The sequence below is a fragment of the Burkholderia sp. 22088 genome (assembly GCF_052045915.1).
In the GTDB taxonomy this organism is placed as follows: Bacteria; Pseudomonadota; Gammaproteobacteria; order Burkholderiales; family Burkholderiaceae; genus Burkholderia; species Burkholderia cepacia.
Map to the genome: position 1 here is coordinate 142,375 of NZ_JBQEPY010000001.1, position 19,391 is coordinate 161,765.

Annotated in this window: 17 protein-coding genes; 13 read left to right on the forward strand and 4 right to left on the reverse strand. The window is 64.7% G+C overall.

Annotated elements, in window-relative coordinates; translation table 11 throughout:
• The first annotated feature begins 52 nt into the window (after nucleotides 1–52).
• The 4 genes from odhB (at nucleotide 53) to ACTJLD_RS00635 (ending at nucleotide 4,590) form a co-directional block, all read left to right on the forward strand.
• Nucleotides 53–1,327 (forward strand): 2-oxoglutarate dehydrogenase complex dihydrolipoyllysine-residue succinyltransferase, encoded by a 1,275-nt coding sequence (gene odhB, locus ACTJLD_RS00620; protein WP_042977010.1) that lies wholly within the window; start codon nucleotides 53–55, stop codon nucleotides 1,325–1,327.
• Between the two features lie 81 nt (nucleotides 1,328–1,408).
• Nucleotides 1,409–2,839, forward strand: a complete 1,431-nt coding sequence (gene lpdA / locus ACTJLD_RS00625) for a dihydrolipoyl dehydrogenase (RefSeq protein WP_048020748.1) — start codon at nucleotides 1,409–1,411, stop codon at nucleotides 2,837–2,839.
• 98 nt (nucleotides 2,840–2,937) lie between these two features.
• The gene (gene zapE, locus ACTJLD_RS00630) at nucleotides 2,938–4,035 is read left to right on the forward strand and encodes a cell division protein ZapE (protein WP_027787679.1); all 1,098 of its coding nucleotides are present in this window, start codon (nucleotides 2,938–2,940) and stop codon (nucleotides 4,033–4,035) included.
• A gap of 144 nt (nucleotides 4,036–4,179) precedes the next feature.
• On the forward strand, nucleotides 4,180–4,590 hold the full coding sequence (locus ACTJLD_RS00635) for a transposase (protein WP_060062458.1): 411 nt from the start codon (nucleotides 4,180–4,182) through the stop codon (nucleotides 4,588–4,590).
• A gap of 116 nt (nucleotides 4,591–4,706) precedes the next feature.
• Here the strand turns inward: ACTJLD_RS00635 and ACTJLD_RS00640 are convergent, their stop codons facing one another.
• From ACTJLD_RS00640 to ACTJLD_RS00655, 4 genes are all read right to left on the reverse strand, one after another.
• Nucleotides 4,707–5,168 (reverse strand): DUF2147 domain-containing protein, encoded by a 462-nt coding sequence (locus ACTJLD_RS00640; protein ID WP_039358973.1) that lies wholly within the window; start codon nucleotides 5,166–5,168, stop codon nucleotides 4,707–4,709.
• Between the two features lie 166 nt (nucleotides 5,169–5,334).
• Nucleotides 5,335–7,023, reverse strand: a complete 1,689-nt coding sequence (locus ACTJLD_RS00645; RefSeq protein ID WP_440657640.1) for a ShlB/FhaC/HecB family hemolysin secretion/activation protein — start codon at nucleotides 7,021–7,023, stop codon at nucleotides 5,335–5,337.
• 144 nt (nucleotides 7,024–7,167) lie between these two features.
• The gene (locus ACTJLD_RS00650; RefSeq protein WP_124546722.1) at nucleotides 7,168–8,589 is read right to left on the reverse strand and encodes a collagen-like triple helix repeat-containing protein; all 1,422 of its coding nucleotides are present in this window, start codon (nucleotides 8,587–8,589) and stop codon (nucleotides 7,168–7,170) included.
• Nucleotides 8,590–8,629: 40 nt separating this feature from the next.
• Entirely contained in the window at nucleotides 8,630–10,378 is a 1,749-nt protein-coding gene (locus ACTJLD_RS00655; RefSeq protein WP_440657643.1) for a collagen-like triple helix repeat-containing protein, read from the reverse strand.
• Between the two features lie 678 nt (nucleotides 10,379–11,056).
• Here ACTJLD_RS00655 and ACTJLD_RS00660 point away from each other — a divergent pair.
• The 9 genes from ACTJLD_RS00660 (at nucleotide 11,057) to ACTJLD_RS00700 (ending at nucleotide 19,372) form a co-directional block, all read left to right on the forward strand.
• Nucleotides 11,057–11,227, forward strand: coding sequence for a Flp family type IVb pilin (locus ACTJLD_RS00660; RefSeq protein ID WP_027787673.1), 171 nt, complete (start codon nucleotides 11,057–11,059; stop codon nucleotides 11,225–11,227).
• A gap of 82 nt (nucleotides 11,228–11,309) precedes the next feature.
• Nucleotides 11,310–11,810 (forward strand): A24 family peptidase, encoded by a 501-nt coding sequence (locus tag ACTJLD_RS00665; RefSeq protein WP_027787672.1) that lies wholly within the window; start codon nucleotides 11,310–11,312, stop codon nucleotides 11,808–11,810.
• Entirely contained in the window at nucleotides 11,807–12,277 is a 471-nt protein-coding gene (locus tag ACTJLD_RS00670) for a TadE/TadG family type IV pilus assembly protein (RefSeq protein ID WP_027787671.1), read from the forward strand. The genes ACTJLD_RS00665 and ACTJLD_RS00670 overlap by 4 nt, the downstream gene beginning before the upstream one ends.
• A gap of 85 nt (nucleotides 12,278–12,362) precedes the next feature.
• A complete protein-coding gene (cpaB, locus tag ACTJLD_RS00675) occupies nucleotides 12,363–13,274 on the forward strand; it encodes a Flp pilus assembly protein CpaB (protein WP_060358188.1) in 912 nt (303 codons plus the stop codon).
• Nucleotides 13,275–13,340: 66 nt separating this feature from the next.
• Nucleotides 13,341–14,675 (forward strand): type II and III secretion system protein family protein, encoded by a 1,335-nt coding sequence (locus tag ACTJLD_RS00680; protein WP_027787669.1) that lies wholly within the window; start codon nucleotides 13,341–13,343, stop codon nucleotides 14,673–14,675.
• A 45-nt stretch (nucleotides 14,676–14,720) separates the two neighbouring features.
• Entirely contained in the window at nucleotides 14,721–16,001 is a 1,281-nt protein-coding gene (locus ACTJLD_RS00685) for a fimbrial protein (RefSeq protein WP_060372658.1), read from the forward strand.
• 3 nt (nucleotides 16,002–16,004) lie between these two features.
• The gene (locus tag ACTJLD_RS00690; protein WP_060358187.1) at nucleotides 16,005–17,369 is read left to right on the forward strand and encodes a CpaF family protein; all 1,365 of its coding nucleotides are present in this window, start codon (nucleotides 16,005–16,007) and stop codon (nucleotides 17,367–17,369) included.
• Nucleotides 17,362–18,357 (forward strand): type II secretion system F family protein, encoded by a 996-nt coding sequence (locus ACTJLD_RS00695; protein WP_027787666.1) that lies wholly within the window; start codon nucleotides 17,362–17,364, stop codon nucleotides 18,355–18,357. Before ACTJLD_RS00690 ends, ACTJLD_RS00695 begins: the two co-directional genes overlap by 8 nt.
• A 4-nt stretch (nucleotides 18,358–18,361) precedes the next feature.
• Nucleotides 18,362–19,372: a type II secretion system F family protein gene (locus ACTJLD_RS00700; protein ID WP_124816530.1), complete on the forward strand. Its 1,011-nt coding sequence runs from the start codon at nucleotides 18,362–18,364 to the stop codon at nucleotides 19,370–19,372.
• The last annotated feature ends 19 nt before the right edge of the window (nucleotides 19,373–19,391 follow it).

The window sequence follows — 19,391 nt, forward strand, 5'->3', positions numbered from 1 at the left end:
AGGAATCGCACGAACCTCGTCATTACCCAGATTAAGCATCCAGGAAAATCACATGGCTATCGTAGAAGTCAAAGTCCCCCAGCTTTCGGAGTCGGTTTCGGAAGCCACCATGCTGCAGTGGAAGAAGAAGCCGGGCGAAGCAGTCGCGCAGGACGAAATCCTGATCGAACTCGAGACCGACAAGGTCGTGCTCGAAGTGCCGGCACCGGCCGCGGGCGTGCTCGCGCAAGTGCTGCAGAACGACGGTGACACCGTCGTTGCCGATCAACTGATCGCTACGATCGATACGGAAGCGAAGGCAGGTGCAGCCGAAGCTGCTGCGGGCGCGGCCGAAGTCAAGCCGGCCGCAGCGCCTGCTGCAGCCGCACCGGCAGCACAGCCGGCTACCGCAACGGCATCGAGCTCGGCTACGGCATCGCCGGCCGCATCGAAGCTGCTGGCCGAGAAGGGCCTGTCGGCAGGCGACGTCGCAGGTTCGGGCCGCGACGGCCGCGTCACGAAGGGCGACGCGCTGGCCGCAGGCAGCGCACCGAAGGCCGCTCCGGCTGCCGCACCGGCAAAGGCCGCGGCGAAGCCGTCGCTGCCGGAAGTGAAGGTGCCGGCGTCGGCGACGACGTGGCTCAACGACCGTCCGGAACAGCGCGTGCCGATGTCGCGTCTGCGTGCGCGTATCGCCGAGCGTCTGCTCGAATCGCAGCAGACCAACGCGATCCTGACGACGTTCAACGAAGTCAACATGGCTCCGGTCATGGAGCTGCGCAACAAGTACAAGGACAAGTTCGAGAAGGAACACGGCGTGAAGCTCGGCTTCATGTCGTTCTTCGTGAAGGCCGCTGTCCACGCACTGAAGAAGTTCCCGCTCGTGAACGCGTCGATCGACGGTAACGACATCGTCTACCACGGCTACTTCGACATCGGTATCGCCGTCGGCTCGCCGCGTGGCCTCGTCGTGCCGATCCTGCGCAACGCGGATCAGCTGAGCCTCGCCGAGATCGAGAAGAAGATTGCCGAATTCGGCCAGAAGGCCAAGGACGGCAAGCTGTCGATCGAGGAAATGACGGGCGGTACGTTCTCGATCTCGAACGGCGGCGTGTTCGGCTCGATGCTGTCGACCCCGATCATCAACCCGCCGCAATCGGCAATCCTCGGCGTGCACGCGACGAAGGAGCGTCCGGTCGTTGAAAACGGCCAGATCGTGATCCGTCCGATCAACTACCTCGCGCTGTCGTACGACCACCGCATCATCGACGGCCGCGAAGCCGTGCTGTCGCTCGTCGCGATGAAGGATGCGCTGGAAGATCCGGCACGCCTGCTGCTCGACCTGTAAGCCGAGTCTCACTGCATCGACCCGTTCTGCACGTTCGCGCCCGCGCGCGAACGTGCAGGCGTACAAGTAGAAAGGATTGTCATGTCCAAGGAATTTGACGTCGTCGTGATCGGCGCCGGCCCCGGCGGCTACATCGCCGCGATTCGTGCCGCGCAGCTCGGCAAGACCGTTGCCTGTATCGAGAAGTGGAAAAACCCGGCCGGCGCGCTGAAGCTCGGCGGCACCTGCCTGAACGTCGGCTGCATCCCGTCGAAGGCGCTGCTCGCGTCGTCGGAAGAGTTCGAGAACGCGTCGCATCACCTGACCGACCACGGCATCACGGTCGACGGCGTGAAGATCGACGTCGCGAAGATGCTCGGCCGCAAGGACGCGATCGTCGAGAAGATGACGAGCGGGATCGAGTTCCTGTTCAAGAAGAACAAGATCACCTGGCTGAAGGGCCATGGCAAGTTCACCGGCAAGACCGACGCCGGCGTGCAGATCGAAGTGAGCGGCGAGGGTGAAACCGAAGTCGTCACCGCGAAGAACGTGATCATCGCGACGGGCTCGAAGGCGCGTCACCTGCCGGGCATCCCGGTCGACAACAAGATCGTGTCGGACAACGAAGGTGCGCTGACGTTCGACTCCGTGCCGAAGAAGCTCGCCGTGATCGGCGCAGGCGTGATCGGCCTCGAGCTCGGCTCGGTGTGGCGTCGCCTGGGTGCCGAAGTGACGGTGCTCGAAGCGCTGCCGGCATTCCTCGGCGCAGCCGACGAAGCGCTCGCGAAGGAAGCGGCCAAGCTGTTCAAGAAGCAGGGCCTCGACATCCATCTCGGCGTGAAGATCGGCGAAGTGAAGACGACCGCCGACGGCGTGTCGATCGCTTACACGGACAAGGACGGCAACGCGCAGACGCTCGACGCCGACCGCCTGATCGTGTCGGTCGGCCGCGTGCCGAACACCGACAACCTCGGCCTCGAGGCAATCGGCCTGAAGGCGAACGAGCGCGGCTTCATCGACGTGGACGACCACTGCCGCACGGCGGTGCCGAACGTCTACGCGATCGGCGACGTGGTGCGCGGCCCGATGCTCGCGCACAAGGCGGAAGACGAAGGCGTGCTGGTCGCGGAAGTGATCGACGGCCAGAAGCCGCACATCGACTACAACTGCATTCCTTGGGTGATCTATACGTACCCGGAAATCGCATGGGTCGGCAAGACGGAGCAGCAGCTGAAGGCGGAAGGCCGCGAGATCAAGTCGGGCAAGTTCCCGTTCTCGATCAACGGCCGCGCGCTCGGCATGAACGCGCCGGACGGTTTCGTGAAGATGATCGCGGATGCGAAGACCGACGAACTGCTCGGCGTGCACGTGATCGGCGCGAACGCGTCGGACCTGATCGCGGAAGCCGTGGTGGCGATGGAATTCAAGGCGGCGTCGGAAGACATCGCCCGTATCTGCCATCCGCACCCGTCGATGTCGGAAGTGATGCGCGAAGCGGCGCTCGCCGTCGACAAGCGCTCGCTGAACAGCTGAGCGCGGTATAGCGCCGGCCGGCCATCGGCCGGCGCAGCCGTCTCATGACGAGGGCGGGCGGGGTTTCCCGTCCGCCTTCGTTTTTTCCGGTTTGCCCGATGAACGTCACCGAATACTACACGCGCGAGCTGACCACGCGCGGCTATCAGTCCGATCCCGCGCAGCGCGCGGCCGTCGATCGCCTGCAGCAATGTTTCGACGAGTGGGTCGAGTACAAGGCGCGCCGCTCGAACGCATTCAAGAAGCTCATCAATCATCCCGACCTCCCGCGCGGCGTCTACATGTGGGGCGGCGTCGGTCGCGGCAAGAGCTTCCTGATGGACAGCTTCTACGCGGTCGTGCCCGTGCAGCGCAAGACGCGCCTGCATTTCCACGAATTCATGCGCGAAGTACACCGCGAGCTCGAGGAACTGAAAGGGCAGGCCGATCCGCTCGACGAACTCGCGCGGCGTATCGCGAAGCGCTACCGTCTGATCTGCTTCGACGAGTTCCACGTGTCGGACATTGCCGATGCGATGATCCTGTACCGTCTGCTCGACCGCCTGTTCAACAACGGCGTGCAGTTCGTGATGACGTCCAACTACGATCCTGACGACCTGTATCCGGACGGTCTGCATCGCGACCGCATGTTGCCGGCGATTGCGCTGATCAAGGACAAGCTCGACGTACTGAACGTCGACGCGGGCGTGGATTATCGCCAGCGCACGCTCGCGCAGGTGAAGATGTATCACACGCCGCTCGGCGCGGACGCCGATCGCGAACTGCGCCATGCGTTCGGCAAGCTCGCGGCGGTACCCGATGAAAGCCCGCTCCTGCATATCGAGAAGCGCGAGCTGAAGGCGCTGCGCAAGGCGGACGGCGTCGTGTGGTTCGATTTCGCGACGCTGTGCGGCGGCCCGCGCTCGCAGAACGACTATCTCGAACTCGCGAGCCGGTTCCACGCGATCGTGCTGTCCGAGGTGCCGCAGATGTCGCCGCGGATGGCGTCCGAAGCGCGCCGCTTCACGTGGCTGATCGACGTGCTGTACGACCACAAGGTCAAGCTGCTGATGTCCGCGGCGGTGCCGGCGGAGCAGTTGTACGTCGAAGGTCCGATGGCCAACGAGTTTGCGCGTACGGTCTCGCGCATCGTCGAGATGCAGTCGAAGGAGTATCTCGAAACACCGCGCCGCATCGTCGATACGTCGCTGACCTGAGTGCGATTTCCGGCAATTGACGGTATTCAAACGTCAATTCCGGTCAAATTCAGGCGATCTCGGGGTATTTTCGGACTTGTCTTATATTCACGGTTGAGGTGAGCCGATATCGTTGTGTCATGGTTACCAAGGCTGGAGATGTCCATGACACCGTATCGCGATCTGACCGACCACGAGTGGCGCCGCGTCGCGCCGCTTCTGCCCGAAATGCAGCCGCGCACCGAGTTGCGCGGCCGGCCGCTGGCCAATACCCGTGCCGTGATGAACGGCGTGCTCTGGGTCATCTACAGCGGCGCAACGTGGTCGGCGATGCCGCGCCGTTACCCTTCGTATCAGACGTGCCATCGGCGCTTCAAGGTCTGGCATGAGACGGGCACGCTGATGAGCGTGATGCGTGAACTCTACGGCGACTCGGGCGTGAACCTGTGCAACGAATTGTCGGTGCGGATGCGCAAGCATACGCAATCGAAGGCGGCGGAAGCGCGTAGCGGCGTGGTACCCGTGGGTCGCACACCGGGCAGTTATGCGCCGGATGCGATGAAGCACGCAGCCTGATGTCCGCTGTTTACTGCGTTGTTTGTGCCGACGCGCGCACCAAAAGAAAACCGGCCTGACGAATTCATCGTCAGGCCGGTTTTTTCGTTGAGCCGCGCGTTTCAGCGCGCGCCGCGTTATTGTTGGCGAACCCAGGTCTGCGACCGGCCGAGCAGCGATACGCCGATATAACCGCGCACGACGAGTTTCTGGCCGCCGTCTTCAAGCGTCATCTTGCACTTGTAGACCTTGCCGTTCTCCGGGTCGAGAATGTTGCCGCCGTCCCAGTGGTCGCCTTCCTTCTTCATCGCCTTGATGATCGTCATGCCCTTGATGAGCTGATCCTTGCGCTCGTCCGTGCAGGCGGTGCAGCGGCGATCAGGCGTATCGTTCGCGCCGAGGCCCTTGACGACCTTGCCGGTCAGCGCACCGTCGCCGTCCTCGGCGATCTGCACGAGTGCCTTCGGCTGATGGGTGTTGTCGTCGATCGTCTGCCACATACCGATGGGGCTGTCTGCCTGTGCGAACGTGGGGGCGGCGCAAGCCAGCAGTGCGCCGGCGATGGCGATTGCACGCAACGGGCGGGTCAGTTGAATCATTGTCGTCCTCCTTGTTTTGCATGTCGTGTTTGATTTGCCCGCACGACCGTCTGCATGGGGCGGGCATGTTGCGAGCTTTGCCAGAATACGTGAAACCGCGCGCCACGTTTGATAGAGGGGGCTCTAATCGAAACAGCCCGCATGGCGCGGGCTGTTTGGTGACCGATCAGTTGAGCTGATACGAGAATGCGGCGTTGATGCGCGGGCTGCGTGATGCGCTTTCGACTGGCGCGTCACCCACCGGCTTCGCGACGCTCAGGTCGAGGCTGTAGAAGCGGCTGTCCGTGAAACGCACACCGATGCCGACCGACGACATGCGGTTGGGCGACGGCGTGCCTGAATGCAGGTACACACGCGCCATGTCGTAGGCGATGTACGGCGTCACGGACTTCATATACGTCCAGCCCGGCGTGAAGCCGCGGTTGACCTCCAGCGACATCCCCCATCCCGAGTCGCCCGACGCTTCGCCCGGCTGATAGCCGAGCGCGTAGCGCGTCGAGCCGAACGAGATCTGCTCGGACGTCGGCAGTGAGTCAGGGCTGTATTGCCCGGTCAGCGAGACTGACGTGCCGATCCGGAACGGCCATTCGTTGGTTTGCGTGAAGGTCGCGCCGGTACGGACGAAGGTCAGCGACGTCGGGTCGGCGTATGTAATCCCCACACCGTTAACCACGCCAGTCTGCGATTTCGATGCACCGAGGATGTCGAATGCCTTGGCGACGTTGACGCTCAGTTTTCGCACCTGCTTCGGTTCGACGCTCGTGTAGTCGAGCTGCAATTGCATCACGCGGACCTGTGACCGGTTTTCGAGGGTATTGCCGTTGGTCTGGCTTTGGTAGCGGTCTTCGTTGTGTGCGGCATAACCCGACACAGTGCCGAGCAGGCTGCGCTGGTTGTTCAGCAGTATCGGATAGGATGCCGAAAGACCAAGCTTCTCGTTCTTGACGGTGCGTTCGACGGACGACGGCAGGCCCGGATTGTCAGTAGGCTTGCCGCGATAGGTGCTTGCATCGAGGCGCGTGATCAGGCCGCTGCTGCCGACGGGCACCGCGCCGCTGAACGCGAAGTAGGTCTGCTTGTCACGCCCCGGCGGCGCCAGTGCGGAGATGCTCAGCTGCTCGCCGAACTTCGTGAGGCCGTTTTCGGTCGCGGTGATGAGGCCCTGTACGCCCGGGTGGTTGAAATCGATACCGGTGCTGACGTTGAATGCCTTGCGGTCGACGGCAAGTTCGAGCGTCGTGGCGCCGTCGGTGGTTTGCGGTGGTGGTACGTTCGCCTTCACCGTGAGGCCGGGCAAGAGGCCGAACGTGTTCACGTAGCGCTCGAACGTTGCGCGGCGCAGCGGGCGATCGTCGGTGATATGCGCTGCGATCGCGCGAATCTTCGATTCCATTGCCCCGGGCTTGCCGGTGACCTTGACGTCCGACACATAGCCTTCAACAACCGTGATGCGCACGACACCGTTCTCGAACGTCTGCGCGGGAACAAACGCGAACGACAGCGCGTAACCGCGTTCCTGGTAAAGCTTCGTCACGCCGTTGGCGGTTTCGATCAGATCGCCGATTGTTATGTCCTTGCCGACGAGGGGGGTGAAGCGACGCGAGATTTCCTCGAACGGTACCGACTTTACGCCTTCGACCTGGAATGTCGTCGGTGTCAGGTGGCGCGACAGCAACTCCTGCAGTTGCGGCGCCTGGGGCGCGACCTGCACGGTTACGTTCGGGCCGGTTTTCGGCGCGTTGATCTGGGGCAGGGAGTCGAGCGGGTTACCGCCGACGCGTGTTTGTGCCTGTGCCGTGCTGGCTGCCGCGATGGCGGCGAGCAGCATCATCCATCTGTCGAGTCTGGATTTCATTGTTCTTCCTCGTAGGCCTTGCTTTTCGTCTTCTTTGTAATGCCGGCGCGCGACACCAGGGTGCCGCGCGCCGCGTGCCGCAATGCCGGTTGTGTTTGTACGGTCGTACCATCCGCTCCGGCTGCGAAGGTGCGACCGTCCTCCTTACTTGCCAACGCTACCCAGCGTACCCAGCAACCCCGTTACCGGTGCCAGCAGGCCCGTCGAGCCGCCGCCCGACGTTGCCGTTCCCGTGACGCTGCCGACCAGCGACGTGACCGGCGCGAGCGGGCTCGCTCCCCCGGATCCCGCTGCGCCACCAACTGCTCCGGTGACAGTATTCAGCAAACCGGTGACAGGCGCGAGAGGGTTTGCACTGCCTGCGCCACCCGCTGCGCCGCCGAGCGTGCCCGTGACCGTCGACACGAGATTCGTGACGGGGGCGAGCGGGCCGCCGCTACCGCCCGCCGCACCACTCAGTGCGCCGGTAACGGTGGAGACGAGGCCCGTGACGGGCGCGAGCGGGCTGCTGCCCGAACCGCCGGTCGCGCCGCCGAGTGCACCCGTGAGCGAGCCGAGCGGCGTCGAGCCGAGACCCGACAGCAGGCCGCCGAGCGGATTCGTCGAGCCGGAACCCGACGACGTGCCGTTCTGCACGGTCGCCGTCGAGCCGCCGACGAGGCTCGTGATCAGGCCGGGGATCGGCGCCGCGCCGTTCGGGCCGTTCGGGTTGACGAGGCCGCCCGCGTTGGTCACGGTGTTGCCGACCGCCGTCACGAGCTGACCGACGTCGCCGACGAGCGGCTGGCTCGACGTGCCGCCAACCTGCTTGCCGGCCGAACTGATCGCGCCGCCGACCTGGCCGAGCAGGCCCGAGACAGGTTGGCCTAGGCCGGTCGTCGTGCCGACCTGTTGCGTGACCTGGCCCGCGGTGATCACGAGCGGCGTGATCGCCGAGCTGAGCGGCTGCGTCACTTGCTGCACGGCGCCCGACGACAGCGTCGAGCCGATCGTCGTGCCGGCAGCCGTCAGGCCATTGGCCACCGTGTCGAGCACGGTACCGACCGGGGTCGTGACGGGCGCGAGCGGCGCGAGTTGCCCCGTGCCGAGCGCCTTGACCGTCGAGCTCAGGCCGGACACCGTGTTGCTCGTCGCGCCGACCACGTTGCCGAGGCCTGCGACGGTCGTGCCGACCGGATCCTTAGTGGTACCGATCTGTCCCAGCCCGTTGCTCACGGCATCGGCAGCTGCGCCGACGATCGTGCCCGTGCTGGAGAGCGTGCTGCCGACGCCCTTCGTCACACCGTCGCCGAGGCCGGGCACGGTGATGTTGCCGACCGTGCTGCCGAGGTCGGTGGCCGTCTGGCCAACCGTGCTGACGACGCCCTTGGTGCCGGTGGACGTGCCGCTGGTGCCGCTCGTGCTCGGTGTACCGCTCGTGCTGCTGGGGTTGTTGTTGCTGCTGGTCGGCGGCGAACTCACGCCGCCGCCGCCGCAGGCGGCCAGCAGGCAGGCTGCGGCGAAGGCCGTGAGGGGCACGCGCCACTGGTGCAGGGCGGCTGTCGTGAGAGAGCGTTGCTGGGACATGATTGACTCCTCGCTGTCTTGTCGATTGATGGATGTTGGTTTACTTGCCGTGCGTGCCACCGAGCAGGCCGCCGATCAGCGACGTGACCGGTGCGAGCGGATTCGACGCCGAGCCCGAGTTCGTGACGGCGCCCGTGCCGCCGGTCAATGCCGGGGCACCGACCGCGCTCGTTACCGTGGACACGACGTTCGTCACCGGGGCGAGCGGGCTGCTGCCGCCGGCGCCGCCTGTTGCGCCGCCGAGGGCGCCCGTCACGGTACCGAGCAGACCCGTGACCGGCGCGAGCGGGCCGCCGCTGCCACCTGTTGCGCCGCCGAGTGCGCCCGTGACCGTCGAGACGAGACCGGTGACCGGTGCGAGCGGGCCGCCGCTGCCGCCTGCTGCGCCGCCGAGTGCGCCCGTGACCGTCGAGACGAGACCGGTGACCGGTGCGAGTGGGCCGCCGCTGCCGCCTGCTGCGCCGCCGAGTGCGCCCGTGACCGTCGAGACGAGGCCGGTGACCGGTGCGAGCGGGCCGCTGCCGCCGCCCGTTGCGCCGCCGAGTGCGCCCGTGACCGTCGAGACGAGGCCGGTGACCGGGGCGAGCGGACCGCTGCCGCCGCCCGTTGCGCCGCCGAGTGCGCCGGTCACTGTCGAAACGAGGCCGGTGACCGGGGCGAGCGGGCCGCTGCCGCCACCCGTTGCGCCGCCGAGTGCGCCGGTGACCGTCGAGACGAGGCCGGTGAGCGGCGCGAGCGGGTTGGTTACGCCGCCGGTGCCACCCGTGAGCAGGCCGCCGACGGCCTTCACGGTGTTGCCCGTCGACGAGACCGTGTTGCCAAGACCGGTCGTGACGGGGTTGCCGCCCGTCGACGCGAGCAGGGCGCCGGCCTGGTTCAGGCCGTTGCCGACCGTGCCGAGCAGCGTGTTGACGGGCGCGCCGAGGCCGGTTGCCGTGCCGATCGTCTGGGTCGTCTGGCCGACCATCGTCGTGATCGGCGTGATGGCCGAGCTGACCGTCTGCGTGACCTGCTGGATCGGGCCGGTCGACAGTGCGTTGGTCAGGGTGTTGCCGCCGTTCGAGACGGCACCGCCGAGCGTCGACACGAGGCCGCCGACGGCGCCCGTGACCGGTGCGAGCGGCGAGAGCGGGCCGCTGCCGAGGCTCGAGACCAGGGTCCCCGTTTGCGTGACTGCGCTGCCGAGCTGGTTGACCACGCCACCCGTGCTGGCGAGCGTGGTGCCGACCGGATCCTTCGTCGCGCCGAGCTGGCCGAGACCGTTGCCGAGGCCATTGCCGAGTGCGGTCACTGCGCCGCCGACGCTTTGCACGATGCCGCCCGCGGCTTGTGTGGTGGCCGGGTTGACGCCCGGCAGCGTCTGGCTGCCGATGACGGAACCGAGGCCCGAGACGGTTCCGCCGACACCCGTCAAGATGTTGCTGCTGCTTGCGAGGACAGTTCCCACTGGGTTCGACGACACGCCCGACGTGCCGGAAGTACCGGACGTGCCGCTCGTGCCCGACGTACCGCTGGTACCGGAGGTCCCGCTTGTGCCGGACGTACCGCTCGTACCCGAGGTGCCGCTGGTGCCGCTCGTACCCGAAGTTCCGCTCGTGCCCGACGTGCCCGATGTGCCGCTCGTGCCGGACGTGGAGATCGTATCGCCGCCGCCCGAGCTCGAGCCGCCGCCAAGACCCTGGCTGATGGAACCCGAGCCGCCGCACGCGGAGAGGGAAAGCATGGCTGCAACGGTGGCCGCGATCAGAGTCGTCCGGAACACGCCATGAGGGATAACCTTAATGTCCATTTTGTCCTCGCATTAAAATGTGTTGTGAACTGCGTTGTGTTGAGTGGTGCGAGGACTACTCTGCAACTGTCGTGCCATTTCGATGCCCGACGGTTCGGCAACAGGTTTTAAACGGGGCAATTCCTTGTCGGAAAAGGAAGTTACGGGAATTGAAAGATTGTTGAATCTGTTTAAGTGCGGACGAATGAGAACGATTTCGATCGTTTCGTAACGTAACGTCACAACATTGGCGTTACGCGTGCGACGTAACGTGGGAGGCCGCGCAGGCTTGGTGGACGAGGCAACTGTTTTACAGGTGGATTAGGTGTGCACATCTAACCTATCGTAAATCCTATGTGTAAGTCGTACCGAAACGCCGTACAAATACGCTGTGCTCACGGTCATTTTTTTCGATCCAAGTCGTTAAAAGAGGTTGGAACTTAAATAGGATCGGATATAGAATCCGGAGCAGATGTAAGGAAATGTACGGTTCGGTACACAACGTTCGAGGAGGGTTGCTATCGCGAATGTTAACTTGCATCAAATGGTGAGCCATGCCCCTCGGGGCAATCTATAAAGAAAGTGCACCTGGTTGTCGTTACAGCAGATGTGGCGAACAGCGCGGGGCAACCGGCCGGATATGCGGGGATGTATACGTATAAAAGGCCAAAGAACGTAAATACAGGCACGAGGAATAAAATGAAAGCACTCATCAAGCGCTTCCTTAAGGAAGAAGACGGGGTTACCGCGATCGAGTATGGTCTGATTGCGGGTCTGATTGCGGCCTTGATCATCGGTAGTGTCACCACTATCGGCACCAAGATCTCGACGCTGTTCTCCACGATTGCCAGTTCGTTGCCGGGCGGCTGATCCTCGGTAGTCCGGTGGGCGGCGAGCGGTCCGTTTTTGCGGACCGCTCGCCCTTACGTCGACTTGGTCGGTCGATCGCGATATGGCACATCTTCTCAGCACCAGCATTTTTTTTGCCTGGGCGACGCTCGTTGCCGTCGGTGATATTCGATTTCGGCTTGTTCGGAATCCGCTTGTCGTCGTCGGGCTTTTGGCGGCGCTTGGCAGCGCATTGGTTGATGCAAATCCGTTTCGTGTTTCAGTCGAGCAGGCATTGATCGGCATGCTCGTCGGTTTCGTGAGCTTTTTCCCGCTTTTTGCATTTCGCGTCATGGGCGCGGCGGACGTAAAGGTGTTTGCGGTTCTCGGCGCGTGGTGCGGTTTGTCGATACTGCCATGGCTGTGGGTTGTCGCCAGTCTTGCGGCCGGTATACATGTCCTCGCGCTGATGACGCTGACCCATACGTCGCTGGGCGCGCTGTGGTCGCGCGGTTCGCCGACGCTCTCGCTCGGCGCACGGCGGGCAACACCTTACGCAGCCTGTCTTGTCGCTCCGGCAGCGATATGGTTGGCCTATCTCGTCGTTACCGGGGGGCTGCAATGAAGCGACAGTACCAGCTACGGTCATGGCGGCGTCAGAAGGGGGCGACGGCGGTCGAGTTCGCGCTGGTGTTTCCGCTGTTCTTCCTGATCATGTATGCGATCGTGACGTTCGGGCTGATCTTCGCGGTTCAGCAAGGCTTGACGCTTGCTGCGACCGAAGGTGCGCGCACGGCGCTGAATTATGTCTACGAGTCCAACGGGTCGGGGGCGCAGGCGCTGACCGACCGGGCGAAGGCGGCACAGTCGACCGCGATCGGGCTGACGTCGTGGCTGGCCAACGTTCAGATTCCGACACCCGTGTCGGGGGCATGCAGTTACGACGCGACCATGTATTGCGTGACGGTCACGGTGACGTATCCGTACAAGACCAATCCGCTGGTTCCGTCGCTGCCCTTGCTCGGGCTCGTTACGCCGACGCAGTTGACCGGCACGGCAACCGTGCAGATCAATCCGGCGACCATTTTATGAAACGGACGCCGGCCAGTGCGCGGCAACAGGCGCAAGCGGCGTTCACATGTCGACATAACAACATTTACGGCACTCAACATTCACCATGGGCAACAACTTGACGAAGATCATCGCCGGGCTGCTGATTGCGCTCGCCGTGCTGCTCGGGATCTATGCGTGGATGCTCGGCCGCGCTCCGGCCCATCCGCCGGCCGCGGTGCCTGCCGCGGCAATGGTCCAGACGGTGCCGGTGGTCGTGGCGACGCGTCTGTTGCCGGCCGGTCAACCGATTCCGGTCGATGCGCTGAAGTTGGCGTCGGCACCGATGATGCCGACTGGCGGATTCAGCGATCCGTCGCTGCTGGTCGGTCGCATCCCGGCGAACGACATCCTTGCCGCCGCGCCGGTCGTCGAGGGCGGCTTGACGTCAGGGCTGGCGAACCAGGTGGCGCCCGGCGAGCGGGCCGTGGCCATCAAGGTCGACGAGACGAATGCGGTCGGAAACCGGTTGCGCCCCGGCAACTTTGTCGACGTGTTCCTGAATTTGCGACGCGACAACTCGGGGATGGCGCAAGCCGGATCGGAAATTCCCAATTCACAGGCGCGACTGCTGATGTCGAAGCTGCGGATCCTGTCGTTCGGCGACGCGACGCCCGACCGCGACGGTAGCGGTGGCCCGGGTGGTGCGGTACGGACCGCCGTGCTCGCGGTGCCGACGGCACAGGTCGATGCACTGACGCTCGCGGAAGCGAGCGGCCGCCTGACGCTCGCGCTCCGCAATCCGCGCGACGACGAGGTCGCGGCACAGACGGTTGCGATCCGCACGGCCGGCGATCTGACGCCTTCCGGCCAGGCGGCCGCCGGCGTATGGCTCGATGAACTGTCGGGTGGGCGTGCGCGCACCGCACCCCGCGTGCAGGCGCCGCCGCGTGCCCCGCGTGCGCCGATCGTCGCGCGCGAAGGCGGAAGCAGCATTGAAGTGATCCGGGGTGGGCGGACCGAAACGGTCGCTTATTGACAATCCAAGCACGGTCATCGACAGCAGTAACGGAAGGGAGAAGGCCGTACGACGGTCTCCGAAACAATGACAAAAAAACTGATTGCATACGCGATTGCCATCTGGGCCATGACCTTCGCCGTGTTGGCCGAGGCTGCCGGCGCAAACGGGTCGATTGATCTTGCGGTCGGCTCGCAGCGGCAGGTCGCTACCGGCCGTACGTTGCAGCGGATCGCGGTGGGCGATCCTTCGGTCGTCGACGTGCTGGTCATGAAGGGCAGTCGCGCCGGCAACGTACTGCTGGTTGCGAAGGCTCCCGGTTCGACGAACGTGATGCTGTGGGAGCGGGGGCGCGACGAGCCGACGGTGTGGAATGTCAATGTCGTCGATGCGGCCGCGCAGGCCGTGCTGGACGGCGCGGGACCGTCCGTGAAGGCGTACGGCGGTGCCGCTGTCGTGTCGGGCTCGGCGGCTTCGCTCGACGCGCATGAGCGGGCAGTTGCAGTCGGCAAGCGGATGGGCGGCAAAGATGCGACCGTGATCGATACGTCGACAGTCGGTAACCGGAGCGTTGTGCAAGTCGACGTGCGGGTCGTCGAATTCAGCCGCTCGGTGCTGAAGGAAGCCGGGCTGAATTTCTTCAAGCAAAGCAACGGATTCGCATTCGGCGCATTTGCGCCGGGCGGTCTCCAGTCGGTGACTGGTGGCGGAACGGCGGCGTTCCAGGCGACTGCCGGCATTCCGATCGCGTCCGCGTTCAACCTGGTGGTGAATTCGGCGGGCCGCGGCATCTTCGGCAATATTTCGATTCTCGAGGCGAACAACCTTGCCCGCGTACTTGCGCAGCCGACCCTGGTGGCGTTGTCCGGGCAAAGCGCGAGCTTCCTCGCCGGCGGCGAGATTCCCGTGCCGGTGCCGCAGGCGCTTGGCTCCACGGCAATCGACTGGAAGCAGTACGGCGTCGGCCTCACCCTGACACCGACCGTGCTGAGCCAGCGCCGCATCGCGCTCAAGGTGGCGCCGGAATCGAGCCAGCTCGACTTCCAGCATGGCGTCACGATCAACAGCGTATCGGTGCCGGCGATCACGACCCGTCGCGCCGATACGACGGTCGAGCTGGGTGACGGGGAAAGCTTCGTGATTGGCGGCCTGATCGACCGCGAAACGATGTCGAACATCAACAAGGTGCCGGTCCTGGGCGATCTGCCGATCATCGGCGCCTTCTTCAAGTCGCTGAATTATCAGCAGAACGACAAGGAGCTGGTGATCATCGTGACGCCGCATCTCGTTGCGCCGATCGCGAAGGGCGCGCCGTTGCCGACTACGCCGGGCGAACTGTCCGAACAGCGCGATGGGCCGGTGTGGCGGTCGTATCTTGGCGGTATCGCATCACCCGATGCAGCGCCCGGATTTTCGAAATGAATGCGGGACGAGATGTCGCGCGATATGTAACCGGGGGTGTTCAACATGAACGCGAGAACCCTATCGTTGGCTGAGCCTGCCGTGACCGATTATTTCGTGTGCGCATCGCAGCAGGATGAGCATGCCCGCTGGCTGGGCGAGACACTGGTGTCGGCCGGCACGGTGGAAGCGTTGTCGCTTGAACCGGGTGCGCTGAGCCAGCGCATCACGGGGCTCAATCCTGCGATCGTATTCATCGATTTTTCCCGTGCGCAGGGCGCGGCGAGCGCTGCTGCGGCGGCCGTGCGGCTCGCCCATCCGGGCCTGCCGGTCGTCGCGCTCGGCACGCTTTCGGAGCCGGAAAGCGCGCTTGCGGCACTGCGGGCTGGCGTACGCGATTTCATCGACGTGTCCGGTAGTGCCGAGGACGCTTTGCGGATCACCCGCGGGTTGCTCGAGCATACCGGTACCGAACCGGCCAACCGGCACGGCAAACTCGTCGCGTTGCTCGGCGCTCGCGCGGGGATGGGCGTCAGCACGCTCGCCGCGAATCTGTCGGTGTGGCTGCACAAGCGTACGGGTTCGGGCACCCCGGAAGCGGGCACGCCTGCGTTCGGAGTCGCCGCGCCTCACGCGCGGCAGACGGCGCTGGTCGACCTCGGGCTTCCCGCGGGAGACAGTGCGCTGTTCCTCAACACGCGCTGCGAATTCCATTTCGTCGAAGCCGTGCGCAACCTGCGGCGCATCGACCGGACCTTCGTCAACACGGCGCTGACGCGTCACGCGAGCGGCGTCGCGCTGACCACCTTGCCGCCCAATCTCGCCGACCTGCGCGACGTGTCGTATGCGGCTTGCGTCGGCCTGTTGAACCGGTTGCGCGCGTTCTTCGACCAGCAGATCGTCGATCTCGGCGGATTCACGAATCATGAATTCGTTGCGCAGATCACTGCCGTGGCCGACGAAGCGTGGCTCGTGTGCGACCAGGGCGTCGCATCGATCGTCTCTGCGGTGGACCTGCTGGAAGGGCTGCGCGATGCTGGCGTCGACATCGGCAAGATTCGTCTCGTCGTCAACCAGTACGACGCGACGCTGAGCCTGACACCGGCCCAGATCGCAGAGCGGCTCGGCATTTCGCTGCTGGCGACGCTGCCGGCGCGTCGCGTGGCCATCGGCCAGGCGGCCAATCAGGGGCGGCTGATCGTCGAAACGGCCGAACGCGATCCGTATGTGCGTGCCCTCGAGCCGCTCGCAGATCGACTGGCCGGCCCGATCTCCGCCGGCCAGCGCGGTGCATTGGGCCTGTCCGCCCTCAAGCGTTTCATTCAACCTTCGTCCAGGCGATCGTAAGCGATGGCACACGACATCCAATTTGCCGACGGCGCAGCGCCGTTCTCCCAGTCGCAGCAGTTTCACGACATCAAGAATGCCGCGCACGAGCATCTGTTGACGCGCATCGAGGAACTCGGCGCCGAATTCGGCCGCTGGTCGCGCCAGGCGATCAACCAGTTCGTCGATCTGGAAATCGACAGCTTCGTGCGTCTACGGCGCATTCCGCTGAACGAGACCGAGGTCAGGGCGATCGCGGAGGCGCTGACGAAAGAGCTCGCCGGGTTCGGTCCGATCGAGGATCTGCTCGCCGATCCGCACGTCGAGGACATCCTGATCAACGGCTACAACGACATCTACGTGTCGCGCCACGGCATCCTGGCGAAGCTGCCGATCCGTTTCACCGACAACGCGCACCTGCTGCGGATCGTGCGCCGCATCCTCGCGCCGATCGGCCGACGTCTCGACGAATCGAACCCGATGGTCGACGCGCGGCTGCCGGACGGCGGACGCGTCAACGTCGTGATCGAGCCGCTGTCGATCGACGGGCCGGTCGTATCGATCCGGAAATTCCGCAAGGACCCGCTGAAACCTGCCGACCTGCTCGCCAACGGCACGTTCAATACGGAGATCGGTACGTTGCTGGAAGCGGCGGTCGAGGCGCGCTGCAACATCCTCGTGTCGGGTGGCACGAGTTCCGGCAAGACGTCGCTGCTCAATGCGCTGGCGTTCTACATTCCCGAGCACGAGCGGGTCGTGACGATCGAGGACACGGCAGAACTGTCGCTGAATCACCCTCATGTCGTGCGTCTCGAAAGCCGCCCGGGCGGTTTCGACGGTAACGGCGTCGTGACGATCCGCGACCTGCTGCGCAATACGCTGCGGATGCGGCCGGATCGCATCATCGTCGGCGAAGTACGCGGCGGCGAGGTGCTCGAGATGCTGCAGGCGATGAATACGGGGCACGACGGATCGATGGGCACCGTCCACGCGAGTTCGCCGCGCGAGTGTCTGTATCGTCTTGAGATGCTGGCCGGTTTCGCAGGTTTCCAGGGAACGGAATCGAGCCTGCGTCGGCAGATTGCGAATGCCATCGACTTCATCGTGCAGATCGGCCGTCTGTCGAACGGTCGACGCCGGATTCTTTCGATTACCGAAGTGACCGGCCTGTCGGACAACATCATCGCGACGCAGGAACTCTATCGCTACGAAGCGCGCGTGACACCCGAGGGCGAAGAGGTCGACAACTGGGAGTCGCTCGGCATTCATCCGCATTCGCCGAAGCTCGCGCGTTTCCGTCAGTCGTTGCAGGCCGCGGGCTTTGGCGGTAGCGGTGGCGGCGGATTCGGTAGCGGATTCGGCCGCGGCGGCGGGGGTTTCAATGTATAGCCTGATGGCTGGCGCGCTTGCAATGGCACTCCTTTGCGTTGCCGCCGCGTTGATGCTGTGGCGGCATGGCGAGGTGAAACGCGGCCGCGCCGACGTGCAGCGCTTCATCGACAGCCGCATCGAGCCGGCCGCGCGAGCGGCGGGTGCGCTTCAGCCTGACGCGAGACCGGTCCAGAATGTCGCGTCTGTGCCCGGTGCGGCCCGCGCGCAGTCCGCTGCGCCGGCTTCGCGCTGGGCGCAGTGGCGTGAGATCGGTACGGAATACCTCGTCAACGTGGCGAGCCGTGCAGGCATCGAGGATGCGCGCGGCAAGGCGCTTCTCGCGCTGCTGGGGTTGGTCGCGCTCGGGCTCGTCGCCGGTAATCGGGGCGGCTGGCTGGCTTGCGTCGCCGCGCTCGTGTGCGGCGCGTCGCTGCTCGTGTTCTGGCTCGTGTCCCGCATTCAGCGGCGTCGCCTGACGATCGTTCGCCAGTTGCCGTCGTTTCTCGACGGCATCGTGCGTCTCGTCACGCTCGGCAACAGCGTGCCGGCGGCGTTCCAGGCGGCACTGCTGACAACGGAGGCGCCGTTGCGCGGTTGTCTGGACCACGTATCGCGGATGTTGCGCACGGGTGTCGAGATCGATCGTGCGATGGGACACATCGCGAGCGTCTATCAAACCAAGGAATTCGAACTGGTCGGTTCGGTGCTGCGGCTCTCGGTCCGGTACGGCGGCCGCGCCGACGTCATGCTCGATCGGATGTCGACGTTCATGCGCGATCTCGAGCAGGCCGAACGGGAACTGGCTGCGATGTCGTCGGAAACGCGACTGTCCGCATGGGTGCTGGTCATGTTGCCGATCGCGATCGGCAGCTTTGTGATCGCGACGAATCCGCTCTATCTCCAGTCGATGTGGAACGATTACACGGGACGTCAGCTGTTGTTCATCGCCTTCATGCTGCAGTTCGCGGGCGGGATCTGGTTGTACCACATGGCCAAGCTCAGGTGACGGCATGACAGCCAATCAACTCGGTTCGCTCGCACTGGCACTCGGCGCACTCGGCGTCGTGCTGCTGGCGCTGCTTGCAGTACGCCGCGCAAGTGCGCAGACGCGCAGCGATCGCACGCTGGCCAGCGCGCTCGAGCGGCGCTCAGCGACGTTGGAGGCAGCGGGTACGCGCGCTGCACAGGAGTCCGATGAATCCCGGCAGAATCCGTTAGGACGGAATGCGGGTGACAGGCGATCGTATCTTGTGCAATGGCTGGACCGTCTGTCGATGGTCGGGGCGCGCCTGCTCGATACCCGCCTGGGCCGGTATCTTGTCGCCGACGAAGATCGGCTGCTGCTGGAGCAGTGCGGCTACGCCGACACGCGCACCCGCGGACTGTTCCTGAGCGCGCGACTCGCCTGTGCGATCGTCGTGCCGTTGCTTTTCCTCACGCTGATGGGCTCTCAACTGACCGGCGCGCAATGGCGGGCGGGTGGGGGCATTGCGCTCGTCACCGGCTTCATGTTGCCGAAGCTGTACCTGCGACGTCGTGCTGCACAGCGCCGGCAGGCGGTGATCGACGAACTGCCGCTGCTGGTCGACATGCTTCGCTTGCTGCAAGGCGTCGGATTGTCGCTTGACCAGAGCATCCAGGTCCTGACGAACGACTTCAAGGGGATGATGCCCGTGCTGTCGCTGGAAATGGAAATCGCCCAGCGGCAGTTCGCTGCCGGCCGGACGCGCGAGCAATCGCTGCAGCGGCTGTCGTCCGGTTTCGAGAACGAGGATCTGCGTGCGATCGTGCGGCTGCTGATCCAGGTCGACAAGCACGGCGGCGCGGTACAGGAGCCGCTCAAGCAGTTCGGCGACCGGTTGCGCGAGGCGCGCCGTGCGATGCTGCGCGAACGGATCGGCAAGCTGACGGTAAAGATGACGGGCGTGATGATCCTGACGTTGCTGCCGGCACTGCTGATCGTGACGGCCGGACCGGGAATGATCTCCGTGTTGCGCGCGCTGAGTCAGGCGCAGCCCTGATGCCGGGATGTAAAGGAAG

Excerpts from the sequence above, each read along its gene's own strand:
- ACTJLD_RS00685 (WP_060372658.1), top strand. The coding sequence starts at position 14,721 with ATGAACGCGAGAACCCTATCGTTGGCTGAGCCTGCCGTGACCGATTAT.
- ACTJLD_RS00690 (WP_060358187.1), top strand. The coding sequence starts at position 16,005 with ATGGCACACGACATCCAATTTGCCGACGGCGCAGCGCCGTTCTCCCAG.
- ACTJLD_RS00695 (WP_027787666.1), top strand. The coding sequence starts at position 17,362 with ATGTATAGCCTGATGGCTGGCGCGCTTGCAATGGCACTCCTTTGCGTT.
- ACTJLD_RS00680 (WP_027787669.1), top strand. The coding sequence starts at position 13,341 with ATGACAAAAAAACTGATTGCATACGCGATTGCCATCTGGGCCATGACC.
- cpaB (WP_060358188.1), top strand. The coding sequence starts at position 12,363 with ATGGGCAACAACTTGACGAAGATCATCGCCGGGCTGCTGATTGCGCTC.
- odhB (WP_042977010.1), top strand. The coding sequence starts at position 53 with ATGGCTATCGTAGAAGTCAAAGTCCCCCAGCTTTCGGAGTCGGTTTCG.
- zapE (WP_027787679.1), top strand. The coding sequence starts at position 2,938 with ATGAACGTCACCGAATACTACACGCGCGAGCTGACCACGCGCGGCTAT.
- ACTJLD_RS00660 (WP_027787673.1), top strand. The coding sequence starts at position 11,057 with ATGAAAGCACTCATCAAGCGCTTCCTTAAGGAAGAAGACGGGGTTACC.
- lpdA (WP_048020748.1), top strand. The coding sequence starts at position 1,409 with ATGTCCAAGGAATTTGACGTCGTCGTGATCGGCGCCGGCCCCGGCGGC.
- ACTJLD_RS00700 (WP_124816530.1), top strand. The coding sequence starts at position 18,362 with ATGACAGCCAATCAACTCGGTTCGCTCGCACTGGCACTCGGCGCACTC.
- ACTJLD_RS00655 (WP_440657643.1), bottom strand. The coding sequence starts at position 10,378 with ATGGACATTAAGGTTATCCCTCATGGCGTGTTCCGGACGACTCTGATC.
- ACTJLD_RS00645 (WP_440657640.1), bottom strand. The coding sequence starts at position 7,023 with ATGAAATCCAGACTCGACAGATGGATGATGCTGCTCGCCGCCATCGCG.
- ACTJLD_RS00640 (WP_039358973.1), bottom strand. The coding sequence starts at position 5,168 with ATGATTCAACTGACCCGCCCGTTGCGTGCAATCGCCATCGCCGGCGCA.
- ACTJLD_RS00665 (WP_027787672.1), top strand. The coding sequence starts at position 11,310 with ATGGCACATCTTCTCAGCACCAGCATTTTTTTTGCCTGGGCGACGCTC.
- ACTJLD_RS00635 (WP_060062458.1), top strand. The coding sequence starts at position 4,180 with ATGACACCGTATCGCGATCTGACCGACCACGAGTGGCGCCGCGTCGCG.
- ACTJLD_RS00670 (WP_027787671.1), top strand. The coding sequence starts at position 11,807 with ATGAAGCGACAGTACCAGCTACGGTCATGGCGGCGTCAGAAGGGGGCG.
- ACTJLD_RS00650 (WP_124546722.1), bottom strand. The coding sequence starts at position 8,589 with ATGTCCCAGCAACGCTCTCTCACGACAGCCGCCCTGCACCAGTGGCGC.